At 36.1% G+C, this 18,445-nt stretch carries 22 protein-coding genes; 6 read left to right on the forward strand and 16 right to left on the reverse strand.

The window, feature by feature from the left end; translation table 11 throughout:
• The first annotated feature begins 207 nt into the window (after nt 1–207).
• From speD to N2Z58_07295, 3 genes are all read left to right on the forward strand, one after another.
• Nucleotides 208–621 carry an adenosylmethionine decarboxylase gene (speD, locus tag N2Z58_07285; GenBank protein MCX7654457.1) on the forward strand — a complete coding sequence of 138 codons (414 nt, stop codon included), beginning with the start codon at nt 208–210 and terminating at the stop codon, nt 619–621.
• Between the two features lie 103 nt (nt 622–724).
• Nucleotides 725–1,561: a polyamine aminopropyltransferase gene (speE, locus tag N2Z58_07290; GenBank protein ID MCX7654458.1), complete on the forward strand. Its 837-nt coding sequence runs from the start codon at nt 725–727 to the stop codon at nt 1,559–1,561.
• Nucleotides 1,562–1,656: 95 nt separating this feature from the next.
• Nucleotides 1,657–2,184, forward strand: a complete 528-nt coding sequence (locus N2Z58_07295; GenBank protein MCX7654459.1) for an XRE family transcriptional regulator — start codon at nt 1,657–1,659, stop codon at nt 2,182–2,184.
• A 440-nt stretch (nt 2,185–2,624) separates the two neighbouring features.
• Here N2Z58_07295 and N2Z58_07300 read toward each other — a convergent pair whose 3' ends face one another.
• The 3 genes from N2Z58_07300 to N2Z58_07310 form a co-directional block, all read right to left on the reverse strand.
• Complete coding sequence (locus N2Z58_07300) at nt 2,625–3,014, reverse strand: hypothetical protein (protein MCX7654460.1); 390 nt, start codon at nt 3,012–3,014, stop codon at nt 2,625–2,627.
• A 101-nt stretch (nt 3,015–3,115) separates the two neighbouring features.
• Nucleotides 3,116–3,328: a hypothetical protein gene (locus tag N2Z58_07305; protein MCX7654461.1), complete on the reverse strand. Its 213-nt coding sequence runs from the start codon at nt 3,326–3,328 to the stop codon at nt 3,116–3,118.
• Nucleotides 3,329–3,481: 153 nt separating this feature from the next.
• Nucleotides 3,482–3,679, reverse strand: coding sequence for a hypothetical protein (locus N2Z58_07310; GenBank protein MCX7654462.1), 198 nt, complete (start codon nt 3,677–3,679; stop codon nt 3,482–3,484).
• 363 nt (nt 3,680–4,042) lie between these two features.
• On the opposite strand from N2Z58_07310, the gene N2Z58_07315 reads away from it, so the two are divergent.
• The 3 genes from N2Z58_07315 to N2Z58_07325 are packed head-to-tail and all read left to right on the forward strand — an operon-like array spanning nt 4,043 to nt 6,177.
• Entirely contained in the window at nt 4,043–4,450 is a 408-nt protein-coding gene (locus N2Z58_07315) for a cobalamin B12-binding domain-containing protein (protein ID MCX7654463.1), read from the forward strand.
• Nucleotides 4,447–5,373 carry a methylmalonyl Co-A mutase-associated GTPase MeaB gene (gene meaB / locus N2Z58_07320; protein MCX7654464.1) on the forward strand — a complete coding sequence of 309 codons (927 nt, stop codon included), beginning with the start codon at nt 4,447–4,449 and terminating at the stop codon, nt 5,371–5,373. Before N2Z58_07315 ends, meaB begins: the two co-directional genes overlap by 4 nt.
• Nucleotides 5,374–5,391: 18 nt before the next feature.
• Nucleotides 5,392–6,177 (forward strand): DUF2520 domain-containing protein, encoded by a 786-nt coding sequence (locus tag N2Z58_07325; GenBank protein MCX7654465.1) that lies wholly within the window; start codon nt 5,392–5,394, stop codon nt 6,175–6,177.
• Nucleotides 6,178–6,250: 73 nt separating this feature from the next.
• On the opposite strand, the gene N2Z58_07330 is transcribed toward N2Z58_07325, so the two are convergent.
• The 13 genes from N2Z58_07330 to iadA form a co-directional block, all read right to left on the reverse strand.
• On the reverse strand, nt 6,251–6,475 hold the full coding sequence (locus tag N2Z58_07330) for a hypothetical protein (protein ID MCX7654466.1): 225 nt from the start codon (nt 6,473–6,475) through the stop codon (nt 6,251–6,253).
• A gap of 95 nt (nt 6,476–6,570) precedes the next feature.
• Nucleotides 6,571–7,005: a biotin/lipoyl-binding protein gene (locus tag N2Z58_07335; GenBank protein ID MCX7654467.1), complete on the reverse strand. Its 435-nt coding sequence runs from the start codon at nt 7,003–7,005 to the stop codon at nt 6,571–6,573.
• Nucleotides 6,999–7,376, reverse strand: a complete 378-nt coding sequence (locus N2Z58_07340) for an OadG family transporter subunit (GenBank protein ID MCX7654468.1) — start codon at nt 7,374–7,376, stop codon at nt 6,999–7,001. Before N2Z58_07340 ends, N2Z58_07335 begins: the two co-directional genes overlap by 7 nt.
• 42 nt (nt 7,377–7,418) lie before the next feature.
• On the reverse strand, nt 7,419–8,957 hold the full coding sequence (locus tag N2Z58_07345) for a methylmalonyl-CoA carboxyltransferase (GenBank protein MCX7654469.1): 1,539 nt from the start codon (nt 8,955–8,957) through the stop codon (nt 7,419–7,421).
• 32 nt (nt 8,958–8,989) lie between these two features.
• Nucleotides 8,990–9,397, reverse strand: a complete 408-nt coding sequence (gene mce, locus N2Z58_07350; GenBank protein ID MCX7654470.1) for a methylmalonyl-CoA epimerase — start codon at nt 9,395–9,397, stop codon at nt 8,990–8,992.
• A 74-nt stretch (nt 9,398–9,471) separates the two neighbouring features.
• A complete protein-coding gene (locus N2Z58_07355; GenBank protein MCX7654471.1) occupies nt 9,472–9,795 on the reverse strand; it encodes a cyclic nucleotide-binding domain-containing protein in 324 nt (107 codons plus the stop codon).
• Nucleotides 9,782–10,513 carry a cyclic nucleotide-binding domain-containing protein gene (locus N2Z58_07360; GenBank protein MCX7654472.1) on the reverse strand — a complete coding sequence of 244 codons (732 nt, stop codon included), beginning with the start codon at nt 10,511–10,513 and terminating at the stop codon, nt 9,782–9,784. Before N2Z58_07360 ends, N2Z58_07355 begins: the two co-directional genes overlap by 14 nt.
• Before the next feature lie 18 nt (nt 10,514–10,531).
• Nucleotides 10,532–13,129: a preprotein translocase subunit SecA gene (locus N2Z58_07365; protein MCX7654473.1), complete on the reverse strand. Its 2,598-nt coding sequence runs from the start codon at nt 13,127–13,129 to the stop codon at nt 10,532–10,534.
• A gap of 123 nt (nt 13,130–13,252) precedes the next feature.
• The gene (locus N2Z58_07370) at nt 13,253–14,419 is read right to left on the reverse strand and encodes a 2-oxoacid:acceptor oxidoreductase subunit alpha (GenBank protein ID MCX7654474.1); all 1,167 of its coding nucleotides are present in this window, start codon (nt 14,417–14,419) and stop codon (nt 13,253–13,255) included.
• On the reverse strand, nt 14,412–14,639 hold the full coding sequence (locus N2Z58_07375; GenBank protein MCX7654475.1) for a 4Fe-4S binding protein: 228 nt from the start codon (nt 14,637–14,639) through the stop codon (nt 14,412–14,414). Before N2Z58_07375 ends, N2Z58_07370 begins: the two co-directional genes overlap by 8 nt.
• A gap of 17 nt (nt 14,640–14,656) precedes the next feature.
• Nucleotides 14,657–15,808, reverse strand: a complete 1,152-nt coding sequence (locus tag N2Z58_07380; GenBank protein ID MCX7654476.1) for a sodium ion-translocating decarboxylase subunit beta — start codon at nt 15,806–15,808, stop codon at nt 14,657–14,659.
• A gap of 187 nt (nt 15,809–15,995) precedes the next feature.
• Nucleotides 15,996–17,213 carry a Crp/Fnr family transcriptional regulator gene (locus N2Z58_07385; protein MCX7654477.1) on the reverse strand — a complete coding sequence of 406 codons (1,218 nt, stop codon included), beginning with the start codon at nt 17,211–17,213 and terminating at the stop codon, nt 15,996–15,998.
• Between the two features lie 20 nt (nt 17,214–17,233).
• Complete coding sequence (gene iadA / locus N2Z58_07390) at nt 17,234–18,385, reverse strand: beta-aspartyl-peptidase (GenBank protein MCX7654478.1); 1,152 nt, start codon at nt 18,383–18,385, stop codon at nt 17,234–17,236.
• Between the last annotated feature and the right edge of the window lie 60 nt (nt 18,386–18,445).

The following is an 18,445-nucleotide window of genomic DNA, read 5'->3' on the forward strand; positions in this document are numbered from 1 at the left end:
TATACTTCACCATCGAATCAAAGACCATTTTTTAAACCAAAATTTACCATATTTTTTACATCTTCGTAACCATAAAAATCAAAAATAGTGTATATAATATTGTTCGTACTACTGACGTATTTTGTTCACTTAAGTAGACATGACTATATAAGTTACTAAAGGATGTATACTTAACACGACAAAAAATACTGATGGGGAGGGATTGTTATGAAGAGTTTGGGAAGGCACATCATAGCAGAATTTTATGACTGCGACAAGCAAATACTCGACAATATCGACGCTATTGAGTTTCACATGAAACAAGCTGCTTATGAAACTGGTGCAACGATAGTTAACTCATCTTTTCACCGGTTCCTCCCCTATGGAGTGAGCGGTGTAGTTGTAATAAGCGAATCGCATTTGACAATTCATACATGGCCAGAATATGGTTACGCAGCTGTTGACTTATTCACATGCGGTGATCATGTTGATCCTTGGAAGGCATTTACATATCTTAAGAAAATCTTCAAATCGCAGAGAGCCCATGTTGTTGAACACCTCAGAGGAAAATACGACGAAGTTGGTATTCCAGAAAACGCCCCACATAAAGCGTACGTTGAAGAATTAGTTGAAAGTTTGTAAAAGTTCTTGATACATCAAACTTTGCTTAATTTATCTCCGAGGAGGTGCAACTGTGAGCAAAGAACTGGAAAAGGAATTAAAAACAGGCAGACACATAATATACATGGAATGGTATTCAAAAGATCCTGGTGGTCTTTTTATGCGAGTTAACAAGTACATTTATTCCGCTCAAAGTCAATATCAAAGAATAGATATATTTGAAACACCATTTTATGGGAGAGTCTTTGCACTTGATGGCATAACAATGACAACAGAGATAGATGAATTCATGTACCATGAGATGCTTGTGCACGTACCGATGTTCATGCATCCAAACCCAAGAAAAGTGTTAGTCATAGGCGGCGGAGATGGTGGAAGTATAAGAGAAGTTTTGAAACATTCTTGTGTTGAAAAAGCTGTTATGTGCGAAATAGATGAGTTAGTAGTTAAGGCTGCAATGGAGTATCTTCCATACACCGCTTCGAAATTAACAGATCCAAGGGTTGAACTTGTATATGAAGATGGTGCAAAATTCGTTAGACAATTTAAAAATGAATTTGACGTTATAATAATCGATTCCACAGATCCGACTGCCGGTGAAGGTGGGCATTTGTTTACACTTGAGTTTTATAAAGCATGTTACGAGGCTCTAAAAGAAGACGGAATACTTTGTGCACAAACTGAAGGTATGACCTACGATTATGAGTGGGGTTCAACTGCTTATAAAAGAATTAAATCAAACTTTCCTCTAACTAAGATGTATCTTGGGTTTATGCCAACTTACCCAGGTGGTATTTGGTCTTACACATACGCATCAAAATCTAAAATACATCCAGTGAAAGATTTCAACCCTGAAAAAGTAAAAAGTTTCAAGGAACCTTTAAGGTACTATAATGAGGAGATACATGTAGCTGCTTTCGCACTTCCAAATTTTGTTAAAAAGTACATAGGTGAAGAATAAGATTTTTGGTAAACGGCAGGTTTTATCCTGCCGTTCTTAATTAAATTTGAGATTATCAAACAATTTTATGCGTTTAACCGATACGAGGTGAGATAGTGAAGCTTGGCAGTAAGATAAAAAGATTGAGAATCGCACGCGGGTATACTCAGGAAGAACTTGCAGATAGATGTGATTTGTCGAGAAGTTTTATATCACAACTTGAAAGTGATAAAGTTTCACCATCCGTAGAAACCTTAGAGCGTGTATTAAGGGTACTCGGAACAGATTTAAAACATTTTTTCTCGGACGAGCCTAAGAAAATTGTCTTCAAAAAAATAGAGCGCGTACCAATTTACGAATTACCTAAAGGCGTCAAAATTGACATACTTATGGACGGAGTAGAAGATAAGGAAATCGATGCAAAGATCGTTGAGCTTGAACCTGGAGCACAAACAGAACAAGAGGATTATCACGATGGTGATGAGTTTGGATTTGTAATAGAAGGATCTGTGGAGATTTATATAGATGGCAAGAAATATAGAGCCAATGAAGGAGATTGCTTCTATTATTCCGCCGATTGTATACACTACCTTAGAAACCCTGGAAAAGAAAAAGCAAAGATATTGTGGATACAAACTATATGACATTCAAAATAACAATATGATTTTTAAAATTTTCTGGTAGCAGAATCATTCTGCTACCATTTTTTAACTGCACAACATTTAGCGGAGTTGCTTATGCTGAACTTTAAGGTTCTTGCGGTGATATTTTTATACTTGTAGAAAGAATAAACATCGCCCAATACATAGTGATTCAGTGGTATTACAACGAGTCGGAGAAAATTATGATCACGGAAGAAACAAAAAGTGTGAACATCGGTTAGTTCTGTTAATATTGGTGGTATAACAATATCTTTAAATCCTATTCGTTATTCTAATAGAAAATGTTACGGATTTATAGGGATAAATTGTCAATTTCTTCGGATAAAATGAGATATTTTGATTTTCTGAAGAAAGTAATGATAAGAACTTGTATGAAAATTCATATCATAAGATTTTCCAGACGGGGTAACATCTTTTTATCCCTAGGTAAAACATAGGGAGTGTAGAATGTATAGTAAGTTTTCCTTTCGGGAAAAATCACTAAATCGAAAGAGTCTATTGGAATTTCTGATATCGTTGTTTTCAAATCCCTTTGGAGGAAAGAAGATATTATCGTTGTTTTCTATTTCAGGTGTTATCAATGATTCAAAATCTCCGTAAGTATCATCAGGTTCCTCTGAAAGGTCTCTTACAAAAATATTTGTTATCTTTATCGATTGATACACAGGAATATTCCTAAATCTTACAAAAAATGGAACTATATAATTTAGTTTTACTTGAACTTGACCTACCGTTGCCTTTTCTTGCAAGATTCTTAAAGCAAATACACCGGTGGCACCAGGAAGATCTACTGGAATGTCGAAATTAACCACCACTTTTTTCTGTTGTTGAATAGAGAGTGCATAACTTTATTCTTTTAGCTTCACATATTGCTTTAAATATACTTTTTATTGGGACCATCAAAGACATAATCTCAACCATCTGTGATAAAATCTATCACTTCGATGCTAACTATTGATTGCGTTGGAATATCGTTATCCATACCTCCTATCAACTCTCTACAAAATTTCTGACTTAGTATAACGTCTCTAACATATTTAAACATATTTATTACTTCCTGTTCGTCCAAAATTTTGACGAAGAAAGTATCTTTCTCTCGTTGATAACTGTATAATTTAGCTTTCAAAATGTCTTTACGCCTCCTCTCAGTTGGAGTAACAAATTACTGTAAATCTTGTTCACAAGATTCCTAAACTACTGAATCTAGTCGTCATCAAAACCTCTCAGTAATTTAGAATCAAGAATTTTTTATCCTGTTGTAACTTCTTTGCTAAGTTCTTCAAAATCTTTTTATGGTTGAGCTATCAACTTGTCTTTCAAACACAAAAAAATCTGCTAATTGATTAACATACGTATATTTACGCTTTGTTAGCAAGTACATGAAAATAAATATTTCTCTTTTAGAAGGTGATAACTCTGAAGCTTCATCAATTGAAAAGTCTCCCAAGAACCTATCAAACTCCTCACCCTTCCACACCTTTCCATTTTCAGAAAAAACAAGATCATAGCAGAATAACCTACAAATATTGCATGTTAAACTAATTTATGACTTCTAATTACAGTAAAGTTTCATACGATAAATGTTAATTTGAATAGAGAAAATATTAAATTATAATTTACTAAAAATTGCAATTTAGGAGTATACAACTTTCTTTTTCGAATGTCATGAAAATTGGCTTAGGTTGGAAAAGCGAGTGTTTAGCTTTGTCTAAACTATTTTCAATTATTTTTCACCACTTTTTGCATTTGAAAATAATCTCCGTCATGATAAAATTGACTTGAGTTATATTAACACGGATAATAGTATATTTTACAAACTTTTCAAGAAGGAGTGGGGTGTATGGAACGAAAAATACGCGTACTTATAGCGAAACCTGGCCTTGATGGGCATGACAGAGGCGCAAAGGTTGTGGCAAGAGGGTTAAGAGATGCTGGTATGGAGGTTATATACACCGGGTTACGACAAACGCCGGAAGAAATTGTCAAGGCGGCTATACAAGAAGATGTTGATATCATCGGACTTTCTATTTTGTCTGGTGCGCATATGAGCGTCTGTAAAAAGATTCTTGAGTTAATGGATAAGTACGATTTTCACGTACCTGTATTTGTTGGTGGAATTATCCCAGCTGACGATTCTGAAGAATTGTTGAAAATGGGAATTAAGGCTGTCTTTGGACCTGGTACTCCTATTTCTGAAGTTGTTCAGAAAATAAAGGAAGTACTTGAGCAAGGTGTAGAAATGCAATGAATACAAAAGATAAACTGTTAGAACTATCAAATCAAGTGATTCTTGGAAACCAGATTGCTCTTGCAAAAGCGATTACAATAATCGAGAATGAACCAGAACTGATATTTAAAATTGAAGAGAAGTATCGGAATAAGCTAAAAGATAGTAGATCTCACATTGTTGGATTTACGGGAAGTCCTGGCGCTGGAAAGAGTACATTGACAGATGCGTATGTTTCTCGCCTTAGACAAGTTGGAAAAAAAGTTGGAATAATAGCTGTGGATCCTTCCAGTCCATTCACTGGTGGTGCTCTGTTAGGAGATAGAATCAGGATGAAGAGGCATTTCACCGATGACAATGTTTTCATAAGAAGCATGGGAAGTAGGGGAAATGTAGGTGGTTTGAACGATTCCATATTCGGTGTTACTTTGCTTTATAAGTTGTACGGATTTGATTATATAATAATTGAAACTGTTGGAGCAGGACAAAGTGAGATAGATATTGTTTTTGTGGCAGATACAGTTATCCTGGTGCTATCACCCGGTAGCGGTGACGAGATACAACTTATGAAAGCTGGCATTATGGAAATCGCAGATGTGTTCGTTATAAACAAATCAGATATGGAAGGTGCCGATTTGTTGAAGTTAAACTTGGAAACTACACTTTCTTTTTCAGATACTAAGAAACCAATAGTCATGTGTATCGCCACTTCTGGAAAGGGAATAGAAGAATTGTACAATGAAATTGAGAAACACAGAAACTACCTTGCCGAATCTGGAGAGATTTACAAGAGAGAGGAAAGAAGAAGAAAGAAACACGCCGAAACTATTTTGAACAGACGAGTGCAAAAGATTCTGTCAGATGGAATTCCAGAAGGAAAAAGTGTTTCAGAAATAGTTGAGTACATATTAAGCAAGTTTTGCGAAGCTAAGAATCGATACTAAAAAATTGGAGAGTTCAGCGTGCTTGTGAATATTGTTGGACTTGGAAAAGTTTCACTTTCAATAGCAAGACAACTTGAAGGTAAAGTAAAGTTCGGGTATTTTGTATCACGTGATTTTGAGAAAGCAAAGTTGGTTTCCAAAGAACTAAATGCAATACCTGCTACTTACAACGACGATTTTAAGTTGAACGGCGTAGTGCTGTTTGGGTTAAATGATTCAACTTTGCCAGAAGCAGAAAGGTTACTCTATTCAAAAATAGAGAATATAATTGCTATTCATTTCAGTGGATTCCACCCCTCGACAGTGTTTCCAAATGATTGGAACCCAGCTTCTATGCATCCTAATTGTGCGGTTGCAAGTGATTCTACCCTATTTAAGGACGTATTATTTGGTTTAGAAGGTACAGAAAAAGGTATTGCTACCGCTCAAAATCTTGTACAACTCTTAGAAGCAAATTATGTTATTATCCCCTCTGAGAAAAAGGTCCTGTATCACCTTGCTGCGGTGATTTCAAGTAATTTTCCCGTAGGTTTAGCATATATCTCATACCTTCTGTATAGGGAGATCGGAGTTGATGATGAAAATTCAAGAAAAATAATTTCAAGGCTTTTAAGGACGGTAAGTGAAAATATAGAAAAAATGGACATAACTATGGCATTAACAGGACCAATCAAAAGAAAAGACTGGACTATTGTGGAGAAAGAAAGGGATGTATTTCTTGATTTTTCCAAAAGAACACAGCTTTATTCAGAAACATTGTACGACGAGTTTGTAAAATTGCTAGCTTCAATTGCAGAGAAATAAAAAGGTGCCACAAACGGCACCTTTTTTCAGTTTTATCTTTATTCCTAGAATGACATGAAGCTAAATTCAAATTTTACTTGGAAGTCATTTGATATTTTGATATGTTTTCAACTCCAAAGAAAACAACGACAAGCTGTCCAGATAATACCTTATCCCAGGAAATCCTAATCCATTGCCTTTCAGAGAAAGTAAGTGTTTGTGACCAGCTAACACTTTGACCAACATGACCAACAAGCTGAAGCCTAACATCACCAACTGCTAAAAGTGTGCCAAAAAGTACTGAAAGTAAAACTAACACTAATGGTACCATGATATAAAAAATAAAATTTTAATAAAAAAGCAGGCTTTTATGCCTGCTTTTTTATTCCGCTATTGTTATTGATTTTCTCGATATTATTCTAATTCAACTAACACTTGACCTGTGTCGACTGTATCGCCCTCTTTAACAAGTACTCTCTTCACGATTCCTGGTCTATCTGCCACTATATCGTTTTCCATCTTCATCGCTTCGAGTATAACAACTTTCTGACCATACTCTACTTTCTGTCCACTGTTTACAAGCACTTTTAAAATGACTCCAGACATTGGGGCATGGATTTTCATACTTTCTGACGTTGGACTTGATGACTGAACTACAGATTTTTCTTCAGCTAACTGTTTTGTTTGGTTTTCTTGTTGCATATTTTGTGTAACTGGTTGCGTCATTTCGATTGGTTGCTTAGTTTCTTGGAGCTTTTGAGTATGAATTGATGATTGGGCACTTGAAACTTCTTCAACCTCAACAACGTATTCTTTACCGTTTACTCTAACAAGAAATTTCTTCACCATCTATTTCCACCTCTCCAGCCATACATTCTCCATTCTTCCCATTCTCTTTTTCCTTTCTTACTGGCTATTTTTTTCACAGGAGTCACTGATTTTATAATTACATCCTCCCCTAAAATCGAATATATTGCAGAGAATACCGCAGCTATTTCTTCATGCTCTGTGTTTATTGTGTCTTTTTGAGTAGTTTCTACATTGTGAAAACCAATTACCTTTGGCGTATTTTCCTCTATCTGCTTTGGTAATTTCATCCTCTTGTTTTGACTGATTCCAACCATTTCCATGATTTTAAAAATAGCATAAAGTATTACGAATACAACGAAAACAGTTAGAACACCAACTACTGTTACTGTTAATTCGTTTACTCCTTCCATTTCATCACCCCGCTATTAAAAGCAAAAAATATTTCACTAATCTTACAACGGTATATTCCCATGTTTTTTCTTTGGTCTTGGTTCTACTTTTGTCGAACCATATTCAAGTGCTTTTTCTATCCATTCTCTTGTTTCTCTTGGATCAATAACAGCGTCTATGTATCCTCTTGAAGCGGCAAAGTACGGATTAGCAAACATTTGTCTGTATTCTTCTATTTTTTGCTTTCGTGTTTCTTCTGGATTCTCAGAACTGTCTATATCCTTTTTGAATATAATATTTGCTGCACCATCTGGACCCATGACAGCTATTTCTGCTGTGGGCCATGCTGCAACAAAATCTGCTCCAAGATGTTTGCTTCCCATTGCAATGTACGCTCCTCCATATGCTTTTCTCAAAATTATTGTTATCTTTGGTACTGTTGCTTCACTGTAAGCATAAAGTAGCTTCGCCCCGTGCCTTATTATTCCACCATGTTCTTGTTTTACACCAGGTAAATAGCCTGGAGTGTCCACAAAAGTTAATATTGGAATATTGAATGCGTCAAGGAATCTAATAAACCTTGCTGCTTTATCAGAAGAATCTATATCAAGAACACCTGCTAAATAATTAGGTTGATTAGCAACTACACCAACAGAATGACCGTTTATTCTCGCAAACCCAATCACAATACTTTTAGCAAAGTGTTCGTGAACTTCAAAAAACACGCCATCATCGACTATCCTTTTTATAACATCTCTAACATCAAAGCCTTTCTTTGAATCAATTGGTACTATCGTATGAATGTCTGATGAATCTGGCTTTGCAAATTCATCTTTTGCTGGGGGCTCTTCCATATTGTTTTGAGGAATATAAGAAAGAAGAGTTTTAACCATTTCAATTGCCTGTCTATCATCCAACGCAAGAAAATGTGCATTACCACTCTTTGAATTGTGGACATATGCACCACCAAGGTCTTCCTTAGATATGTCTTCTCCTGTGACAGCCTTTATAACATTTGGACCTGTTATAAACATTTGAGCTGTTTTATCAACCATCAAAACAAAATCAGTAATAGCCGGAGAATAAACAGCTCCACCTGCACAAGGGCCAGAGATAACTGTTATTTGGGGAATTACTCCTGATGCCAGCGTATTCCTATAAAATATTTCACCATACCCATAAAGTGAGTCTACACCTTCCTGAATTCTTGCACCACCTGAATCATTGATACCAACAAGAGGTATACCAAGCTTCATTGCTAAATCCATTATTTTTGCTATTTTCTTTGCATGCATTTCACCAAGTGAACCACCCATAACCGTAAAATCTTGTGAAAATGCAGCAACAGGTCTTCCATTAACCTTACCAATTCCTGTGACAACCCCGTCAGCTGGTAATTTCATTTTATCAAGACCGAACGTTGTGTTTCTGTGTTTTACAAATTTGTCAATTTCTTCAAATGTACCTGGATCGAAAAGTAATTCGAGCCGTTCCCTCGCTGTCAATTTACCCTCTGCATGTTGCTTTTCTATTTTTTCTTGACCACCACCAATTTCGATTTCTTTTTCCAACTCTTTCAATTTTTGTATTAGCTCATCCATCGATGTTTCAACTCCTTTCATCTGTTTTAAAATCAATGTTCACCTTCTACAAGTTCGACAAGAACTCCGCCTGTTGTTTTCGGATGCAAAAATAAAACCCTCGTGCCTGAAGCTCCTTTTTTTGGTTCTTCGGAGAGCGGCTGGAGTCCATTTTCCTTGGCAAGTTTAACCGCTTCATCTATGCCCTCTACGTTAAACGCTATGTGGTGGATACCCTCACCTTTTTTTTCTAAGAATCCAGAAACTTCCGAATTATCATTCATAGGTTCGAGTAATTCTATCCTTGTATCTCCAACTTTTATAAAGTACACCCTAAGTCCACGTTCTGGAAGCTCTTCAACTTCTGAAACTTCAAGCCCAAGGAAATTTTTGTAAAGCCTTAACTTTTCGCTTGCCTCTCTTACGGCAATACCTATGTGATCTATTCTTTTGGTCAACATATGAAAAACCTCCTGCTACAGTGGGATTATAACTTCAAATTCTGATAATATTCTATCTTGTGTATATTGTTTCATCAAATCCAACCAAGTGCCTTTGCTGTTCTTTTGATGAAACTTTCAAGTGCTTTCTTCCCAAGATCTGTTTTTGCGTATATTTCTAAGAATTCATTCACTGCGCACCTAATTACTTTTACTTGGTTTACAGCTGTGCATGTTTCAGTGTAAATTTCGTTGATTAACGCTTCAAGTCCAAAAACATCGGGTTCTCTCTCTGAAAGAGTGCATTCGTATGAGCCAACTTTTGATTTCACATTTCCTGATTTAATTATATAAACGTAATCACCTTTCTCACCATTTTTGATAATAACGTCTCCAGGTGAAAAATCAACTGTTTCCACGCATCATCACCTCAATAACTTTGGATGTTTTATTAAACCTTCTCCACAAGATATTTCCCTCATCTTTGTAAATTCCCTCCAATGCTTTCAGCGCCTCATAACAATATTCAAGTTCTCGTGGAAAGTAAAGAAGTACCTTTTTGAGTAACGCTTTTGCCAAAAACTTGTCATTTAGTATAATGTATACCTTTGCTGCGGTTTCAATTAGTAATCTTGCACCCACAGTTTCTTGTGGAAATTTTTCGAGAAATCTTCTAACCAAGTTCACCTTTGTAATTAATTTATCATCCTCAAGTTGCTGAATCATTTTCATAGCCTCGTTCTTGTCATCGGGCAATTCGCCAGCCGATAAGGTGAGCAGAGCTTCAATTTGATCCAAGTATTCGTCTAAATCAACGTTTTCAAATTCAAAGTCTTCCAAGACTATATTCTCCACGTCTATCGACGTCTGATACATGATTCTTCTTAATTCAACAGTCTTCTTTATTATATCAGTGTATTCCTCTTCCCAACTAACGTCAACTATCTCAGACTCATCAATAGCGACGATATCTTCCTCGAGAGGAAGTCCAGTAAAATACTCCAAAAGAGCAATATAATCTCCTGCTTTCAAGTCGTGATAAGTCTTATTTCTTGTTTCTCTTACGGTTCCCGAAACTACTTTAAATAACTTTTTTGGAATTTCACCTTCTTTAAATATCACACCTTCTATCTTCATTACTGGCACTTCCTTTCATTAATTTCTTTTTATTTTCAACTTAGGGCGTTTCTTTTCTGCAGGTTTATCCTCTGCTATAAGTTTAAACTCATCGTGTATTGTATTAACACGCGCAAGCTCTTTCTTGGACTCTTCTTCAGCTCTATTATCAATTCTTCTAAGATTGAGTAAGTAAGATACTGAAAGTTCATATGTTCTGAGCATCATGTCGTTAAACATATTGTACGTTTCTTTTTTGAATTCTAAAACTGGATCTCTTTGTCCGTAACTTCTAAGTCTTACTGATTCTTTAACATGTTCAACTTCTTCAAGATATTGCCTCCAATTTTCATCTATTACTCTTAATACTATGAATCTTGCCACATGTTCAAATTCATCAAGTCCAAATTCTTCTTTCTTTTTTAAGTAAGCTTTTTTAATCTGACTTACCAAATCTTCTTTTAATTTCTCCCTGTCATCCGTTTTTTTGTCCACTTCAACAAACTCTCTTATAACAGCAAAAGAATCCTTTAATCCTTCCCAGTTCCATTCGGGACCTGTACAAAACTCATCAAGCCTAGATTCGACAAATTTCTCAATTGCTTCATTCATAAAGTTGTCTACATCATGTTCAAGTATGTAGTCTCTATAACCATATATAGCACGTCTTTGGGTATCAAGCACACTATCCAATTCAAGAAGGTACTTACGAACGGAAAAGTTTATCCCTTCGACCTTTTTTTGAATCTGCTCAATCAACTTGGTTAACAAAGGATGGTATATGGGTTGTCCTGGCTCAATCTTCACCATATCCATTACTTTTTGGATTTTATCTCCACCAAAAATTCTCATTAAATCGTCTTCAACAGATAAGAAAAATATTGATTCTCCAGGATCACCTTGCCTTCCAGCTCTACCGCGTAATTGATTGTCAATACGTCTGCTTTCGTGTCTTTCGGTACCTATGATCAACAATCCTCCAAGTTCTTTAACACCAGGACCAAGTTTAATATCAGTACCTCTACCTGCCATGTTTGTTGCTATTGTGACCATTCCTTTTTGACCTGCTTGAGCAACTATCTGTGCCTCTTTTTCATGATATTTTGCATTCAAAACTTGGTGAGGAATTTTTTCCTTTTTTAACATTTCACTTAGTTTTTCACTCTTTTCAATCGATGTTGTACCAACAAGAACGGGTTGACCTTTTTCATAACGTTTTTTTATCTCTTCAACTATCGCTTTGTATTTCTCTTCAACAGAACGATATATTAAATCGTCTTTGTCTACTCTTATCATAGGTTTATGAGTAGGTATCACAACAACATCCATATCGTAAATCGTTTTGAATTCTTGTTCTTCGGTTTTTGCCGTTCCTGTCATACCAGCTATCTTCTCGTACATTCTAAAGTAATTTTGATAAGTTATTGTAGCGTACGTGATGCTTTCTTCTTTTATTGGTACGCCTTCTTTTGCTTCTATCGCTTGATGAAGCCCTCCACTGTATCTTCTACCTGGCAGTACACGACCTGTGAATTCATCAACGATCAGCACTTGACCGTTGTGAACTATATAATCTACGTCTTTTTTAAACAAATGAATCGCTTTTAAAGAATTTGTTATGTGATAAATACTGTTAACATTCACCGGGTCATACAAGTTTTCAACACCAAGTAATTTTTCAAGATACTCTATTCCATCATCTGTTAATAAAACTGTTCTGTGTTCTTCATCCAATTTGAAATGTTTATCTTTTTCAAGACGTTTTGCTATTTGATAAAATTGTTTGTAAACACTCGCGTTATTTTTCGATGGTCCGCTTATTATCAGTGGTGTTCGTGCTTCATCAATTAAAATACTATCAACTTCGTCCACTATAGCATAAAAATGACCTGTTTGAACTTTATCATCAATTGATACCACAAGATTATCTCTAAGATAGTCAAATCCAAACTCTGAATTGGTTCCATATGTTACGTCACATTTGTAAGCTTCTTTTTTACTAACTTCGATTAAATCAACTTCAAACGCCTCAACAGCTTTTTTTACTTTTGCTTCATCGGGTAAAAATTCTCCAGTAAAATTATCCGGCCATACACAGTAGTTTTCTTTTAAACCCTTTTGGGCAAGATCTGGGTTTTTCCAAACAACTTCGAATGCTTTACCAGTTGTATTAATTACGCCTACCCTGAGTCCTAAGGATAGATATATTGGTCCCATCCACAAAGCATCACGTTTTGCAAGGTAATCGTTAACAGTTACCATGTGTATATTTTTGTTCATTAGGGAATTTAAAACAACAGGAGCCGTTGCCACAAGTGTTTTACCTTCTCCTGTTTTCATCTCAGCAATCTTGCCTTTGTGAAGCACGATGCCACCTATAAGCTGAACATCAAAATGCCGCATTCCAACGGTTCGTCTTGCTGCTTCTCTTACAAAAGCAAAAACTTTTTGCAGATGCTCATCAAGCTCACTATCATCTTTTATTTCTCCCTTATTTTTAAGTATGTAATTTCTCATATCCTCAAAGCTCATTTTGACTACTTCTTTTTCAAGTTCATTTATTCTCTCAACAATCTTCTTTGCCTTTCTAAGCTCTATCTCATTTTTATCAAAAATCTTTCCTAAGGTTTTGAACATTTGTTTACCACTCCTTTTATTGCTTATGATTAAAAGATCTACATTATCTATTATACCATGAACCTTAAATTACACATGTTTAAAAATAAAAAAGGTCACCCATTTTGGATGACCTAAGGTCAATCAAAAATCTATTCCTTCGAGGAGCATGTTATTTAGTTCAGTCAAAATCTCATGAGGTGCAATCAATTCGCCTCCCACTCGACTCAGCAACCTCAACTTTGTTCCAGGCTTTACAAATTTCACAATTTCACTTGCATATTGTCCAAGGTTCATCTCTGCAACAAGTATGTTTTGCACATTTGACAATCTCTTTTTCATTTTTTCAACAGGGATAGGCCATATGGTAATTGGTCTTAGTAATCCAACCTTTATACCTTCTTCACGTGCCATCAAGACAGCCTCTTTTGCGGATCTTGCAACTGAGCCGTAGGCTATTATAACAGTCTCTGCATCATCCATCATAAATTCCTCGCACTGTGAAATTTTATCTATGTGTAGTTTTATTTTATTCACTAATCTTCTAATCAATTTTTCCGCTGTTTCCATAGTTGCCATAGGAAATCCAGATTCATCATGAACAAGCCCAGAAACATGGAACTTTGCACGTCCCATTTCAACAAGCGATGGTGGTAGGTTCTCTGCGTATTCGGTTTCAGAAAATGGTACGAAAATTTCCTCCTCTTCTAGTTCTTTTGAAGTCACGCGTTCCACAACTTCTATCTCACTATCAGGTGGTAATATGAAGTTTTCGTACATATGCCCAAGTACTTCGTCCATTAGTAATATCACTGGGGTTCTATATTCCTCAGCAAGATTGAATGCCCTTATTGTAAATTTGTAGACTTCCTCAACAGTCGATGGATAGATAGCTATTATTGCATGATCTCCGTGTGTACCCCACCGCGCCTGCATTATATCCCCTTGAGAAGGTTTTGTCGGCATACCGGTGGACGGACCGCCACGCATTACATTTACAAACACAGTTGGAGTTTCCGTCATTATAGCATATCCTATAGCCTCTTGCATTAAACTAAAACCAGGCCCACTCGTTGCAGTCATGGATTTTGTCCCAGAAAGCGAAGCACCTATAATTGCCGCAGCACTTGCAATTTCATCCTCCATTTGGATAAACACACCACCGACTTTTGGGAGTTCACGTGCCATTGCTTCTGCAATTTCAGAAGAGGGAGTAATGGGATATCCTGCATAAAATCTACACCCTGCCCTAATTGCTCCATATGCACATGCTTCATTACCTTGCCAAAATACCATTCTAGAATTAGGCATTTTCTACACCTGCCTTCTCTTTGACCTCTACTATATTTATTACAAAATCAGGGCACAGATTTTCGCACATAAGACAGCCTATGCATGTAGTATGATCTGGCACTGCTGGTTTATTCAATTCACCTCTTATTATAGTTTTAGTTGGGCAGATGTGATAACATATACCACACGCTTTGCACCATTCGTACTTAATTTCTACCCTGAACTGCCTTTTCGTCATTAAAACACCTCCAGTTTTTAACCAAATATCGCCAAAAACACACCAGCTGCTACGGCTGAACCTATAACTCCAGCAACGTTTGGTGACATGGCATGCATGAGGATGAAATTTGTCGGATCTTCTTCCTGAGCAAGTTTCTGAGCAACTCTCGCGGAATCAGGTACAGCGGAAACTCCAGCCGCTCCTATCAAAGGATTAACTTTATCTTTCAAAAACAAATTCATCAACTTAGCAAACAATATACCTGAAGCTAAGGCTGAAACAAAAGCAAACGCACCCATTCCAAAAACAAGCAATGATTGTGGTTTTAAGAATATGTCTGCTCTTGCTGAAGCACCTACAGAAAGGCACAATAAAATTGTTGTTGTGTCAAGTATATACTTACTCGCAGCCTCCACTAATCTTTTAACATTTCCTACTTCTCTTAGCAGATTTCCAAACATAAGTGGACCCACGAGTGTTAAAGATTGGGGAACAATAAGAGCAGTCACAAGTGTAGTTACAAGCGAAAATACTATTTTTTCTGTCTTAGAAACTTTCCTTGGTGGTTTCATTCTTATCAAGCGCTCTTTTTTTGTCGTAAGAAGCTTAGAAACGGGAGGTTGTAAAATTGGTATAAGTGCAATGTAAGAGTATGCAGCTATCGCAATTATAGAAAGAAGTTCAGGAGAAAATTTTGTTGCTACGTATATGGAAGTTGGACCATCCGCTCCACCAATTATACCTATCGAAGCAGCTTGTTTGAAAGTGAATCCAAAAAACCTTGAAAGTATAAACGTTAAAAATATACCTATCTGCGCCGCACCACCAAGAAATATTGTAATCGGATATGAAATCATGAAAGAAAAGTCTGTTAAAGCACCTATACCGAGAAAAATTAATGGAGGATACACACCAAAATCCAAGCCTTTTTTGATGTAGTACATAAATCCGCCCGGTATAAATCGACCATCAGGAAATGTCTGTGGAGGATTTAAGATTCCAGTAGATAATGGGGGAATATTTGAAAGAACAATACCAAAAGCTATTGGTATAAGAAGTAACGGTTCAGCGTCTTTTTTAACAGCAACATATATCAAAATACCAGCTATAGCAAGCATAACAAAATTGCCCAAAGTCATTTGAGCAAATGCCATTTTCTCAAAAAATAACAAAAACTGATGCAACATATTCTGCCTCCTCTCATAGCAATTACTATTAATCGTGTGACGTTTTCTGTTCTGACTTACTTCTCTCAGTTATAGTATACTCCTTATAAAATCAATTGCAAACTGCGAATAGTAAAACAAAAGAGAGCATAACACCGTTTTAACATAACTTTCCAATTTATTTATTTTTGGAGTTATTTCAAAGACTTCAAAAAGAGATCGTTCCGTCTGCCGCTATTTTGAAACCATTCTTTCGTAGTTCATCTACCACCCTTTCTACGGGTACGTCAATAAAAGCTGATATATCTTTTGCTGTTATTTTTGCCTCATTAAAGATATTCTCAAAGTATTTAATTGCCATCAAGACCCTCTGACCACTATTGGGGGTAAATTTCATACTTATCAATTTTTTGACCTGCTTTATCCTCATAAGTTGCGATTCAATTATCTTCAACACAAACTTTGGATTATTTTTAATATATTTCTCAATACCTTCGCACGAAATTGGTATTATCGCTGCAGGGGATATAGAGTATAAGGTTACCATTCTAATCTTTGAATCCAATAAAGCACCCTCGCCTACAAATTCACCTGGCTTGACTATAGACAACAATATCTCTTTGTCTTCGTAAAGTTTTACAGCTTTGAGGTAACCTTTCAAAACTAAGTATCCTTCGTTGGCTTTTTCGCCTTCGAGTGTAACCACCGTATATGGTGGCAACAATAGTCCGCCTTTCATAAAAATCTCAAGTATGTCTTGTTTTTGTCCACCATGTACAAAGGAAAACAAATATACATAAGACAGGCAATCTGAGTATTCCTTTGAATTTAACCTTCTAAGATGTAATTCTGCACTTTCCGGTTGTAAAATAATACTAAGTAACGTATACCAAACCATTATTTCCTTACGTAATTCATCATTCACAGGTTCTGACAAGAGTCTTACAACAACATCAAAAGCTTCTTTAACGTATCCATTTGAATAAAGACGCTTCGCATTTAGTATATCTTGAAAGATTCTATCATCTATTTTCATCGAATTTGGATGGATCCTTTTGAAATACCTCATCCTATCAGGTCCAACGTATTCAGGTAATTCTCGAGATTCGGCAAGTTCAGAGTCTATCAACAATAAACGCTTCGATAACGAGTTTATAATAGTTCTTAAAATACTATCGTGGTTTTCAATTTGAAGAACTTCCTCAGGTCTAAATTGATAAAATGTTGCTTCGTCTGATTCGATTGTTACAATCTCTTCAGATGGTAAATCAAAAAAAGCCCATTCACCAAAGGTCCCATGTTCAAATGTTAGTTTCTTATTATGCAATTTAACAGAAACGATTCCTTCCACAAGGTAATAAATCTTTTTGACATTCTCACCAAAGTTATACAATATAGTTTCTCTTGGAAATGTAATTAAATCCATAAAATCACATCCCAAAAGGACTATTCAAACCAAAGACTTTTTAACTGCCCTTCTTTCATGAGAAATTCACCTCTCGAAATTACTGAAACTACATCCCAGTCTTTCAAAAACACTATATCTGCATCACAGCCAGGAGAAATTCTTCCTTTTTCCCTAAGTTCAAGTACATTTGCAACATTTACAGTAGATAACTTAATTGCATCTTCAAACTTGACACCATTTTGAACTGCTATTTTGATTGTGTGAATCAACGCGCCAACACTTCCCACATCAAGACCAACGAGATTTCCATTTTTATCAAACTTTGGCAGGCTGCCTTGTCCATCTGAGGAAATGGTAACGTTATCAAACAAGCTATTCTCATACGCCATCAAGATACCATCAATCGTGTTAAATTCACTTGTATTAATATCCTCTGAAGGTTGAAGAGCTGTTAAATCTATGTATCCATCCATTTTCACAAATTCGAGCCCTTTTTCAAATAACTTCTTATTTCTCGACATGTGAGTTGGATAAAGATGCTTTATAGGAATTTCTGTGTATTTTATTATATCAAATAACCAATCTATTCCTCTCACTCCACTTCCTATATGAAAGTTAACAATTCCAGGCTTTCCGGAAATCATTCCACCAACACGAGCGTCCGAAACTACTCTTAGGATCTCTTCATATGTAGGCTGAGAGGATCTGTGATCCGATATAGCTATTTCACCAACACCAATCACTTTATCTATAAGTATCAGATCCTTTTGAACACTTCCAGTGAAAGTGATTGGTGGGATTCTGTAGGAACCAGTGTAAATGTATGTGCTAAGTCCTTCCTTTTCAAGAGCTTTAGATTTTGCATACAGGTTTTCAAGACTTCTTGTGACGCTATCCGTTCCAAGACATCCTACAACAGTAGTTACACCGTTCATAATGCAATCTTTGATCCTTAACTCGGGTGTTCTTGTTGAAAAACCGCCCTCTCCTCCACCACCTGTAATGTGAACATGCGGATCGATTAAACCTGGTATAGCTATTAATCCTGATGCATTATACACCTCAACATCAGGCATTAAAATATTCATTTCTCTCTCAATTCGAACAATTTTGCTTCCAGCAATCAATATATCAACACTTCCCAAATACTTAGGCGAGTAAACGTATGCGTTTTTTATAAGTTTTATCATACATCCTCTCCTTAATAAATAGAACTATCAGACGGCTGTGTGCCGTCTGATAAATTTGAA

This window comes from Fervidobacterium sp. (genome assembly GCA_026419195.1).
Taxonomy (GTDB): domain Bacteria; phylum Thermotogota; class Thermotogae; order Thermotogales; family Fervidobacteriaceae; genus Fervidobacterium.

What these genes read in the sequence shown, in the direction of transcription:
- speD (MCX7654457.1), top strand. Translation starts at nt 208, where the DNA reads ATGAAGAGTTTGGGAAGGCACATCATAGCAGAATTTTATGACTGCGAC.
- speE (MCX7654458.1), top strand. Translation starts at nt 725, where the DNA reads ATGGAATGGTATTCAAAAGATCCTGGTGGTCTTTTTATGCGAGTTAAC.
- N2Z58_07315 (MCX7654463.1), top strand. Translation starts at nt 4,043, where the DNA reads ATGGAACGAAAAATACGCGTACTTATAGCGAAACCTGGCCTTGATGGG.
- meaB (MCX7654464.1), top strand. Translation starts at nt 4,447, where the DNA reads ATGAATACAAAAGATAAACTGTTAGAACTATCAAATCAAGTGATTCTT.
- N2Z58_07335 (MCX7654467.1), bottom strand. Translation starts at nt 7,005, where the DNA reads ATGGTGAAGAAATTTCTTGTTAGAGTAAACGGTAAAGAATACGTTGTT.
- N2Z58_07340 (MCX7654468.1), bottom strand. Translation starts at nt 7,376, where the DNA reads ATGGAAGGAGTAAACGAATTAACAGTAACAGTAGTTGGTGTTCTAACT.
- N2Z58_07345 (MCX7654469.1), bottom strand. Translation starts at nt 8,957, where the DNA reads ATGGATGAGCTAATACAAAAATTGAAAGAGTTGGAAAAAGAAATCGAA.
- mce (MCX7654470.1), bottom strand. Translation starts at nt 9,397, where the DNA reads ATGTTGACCAAAAGAATAGATCACATAGGTATTGCCGTAAGAGAGGCA.
- N2Z58_07360 (MCX7654472.1), bottom strand. Translation starts at nt 10,513, where the DNA reads ATGAAGATAGAAGGTGTGATATTTAAAGAAGGTGAAATTCCAAAAAAG.
- N2Z58_07365 (MCX7654473.1), bottom strand. Translation starts at nt 13,129, where the DNA reads ATGTTCAAAACCTTAGGAAAGATTTTTGATAAAAATGAGATAGAGCTT.
- N2Z58_07370 (MCX7654474.1), bottom strand. Translation starts at nt 14,419, where the DNA reads ATGCCTAATTCTAGAATGGTATTTTGGCAAGGTAATGAAGCATGTGCA.
- N2Z58_07375 (MCX7654475.1), bottom strand. Translation starts at nt 14,639, where the DNA reads ATGACGAAAAGGCAGTTCAGGGTAGAAATTAAGTACGAATGGTGCAAA.
- N2Z58_07380 (MCX7654476.1), bottom strand. Translation starts at nt 15,808, where the DNA reads ATGTTGCATCAGTTTTTGTTATTTTTTGAGAAAATGGCATTTGCTCAA.
- N2Z58_07385 (MCX7654477.1), bottom strand. Translation starts at nt 17,213, where the DNA reads ATGGATTTAATTACATTTCCAAGAGAAACTATATTGTATAACTTTGGT.
- iadA (MCX7654478.1), bottom strand. Translation starts at nt 18,385, where the DNA reads ATGATAAAACTTATAAAAAACGCATACGTTTACTCGCCTAAGTATTTG.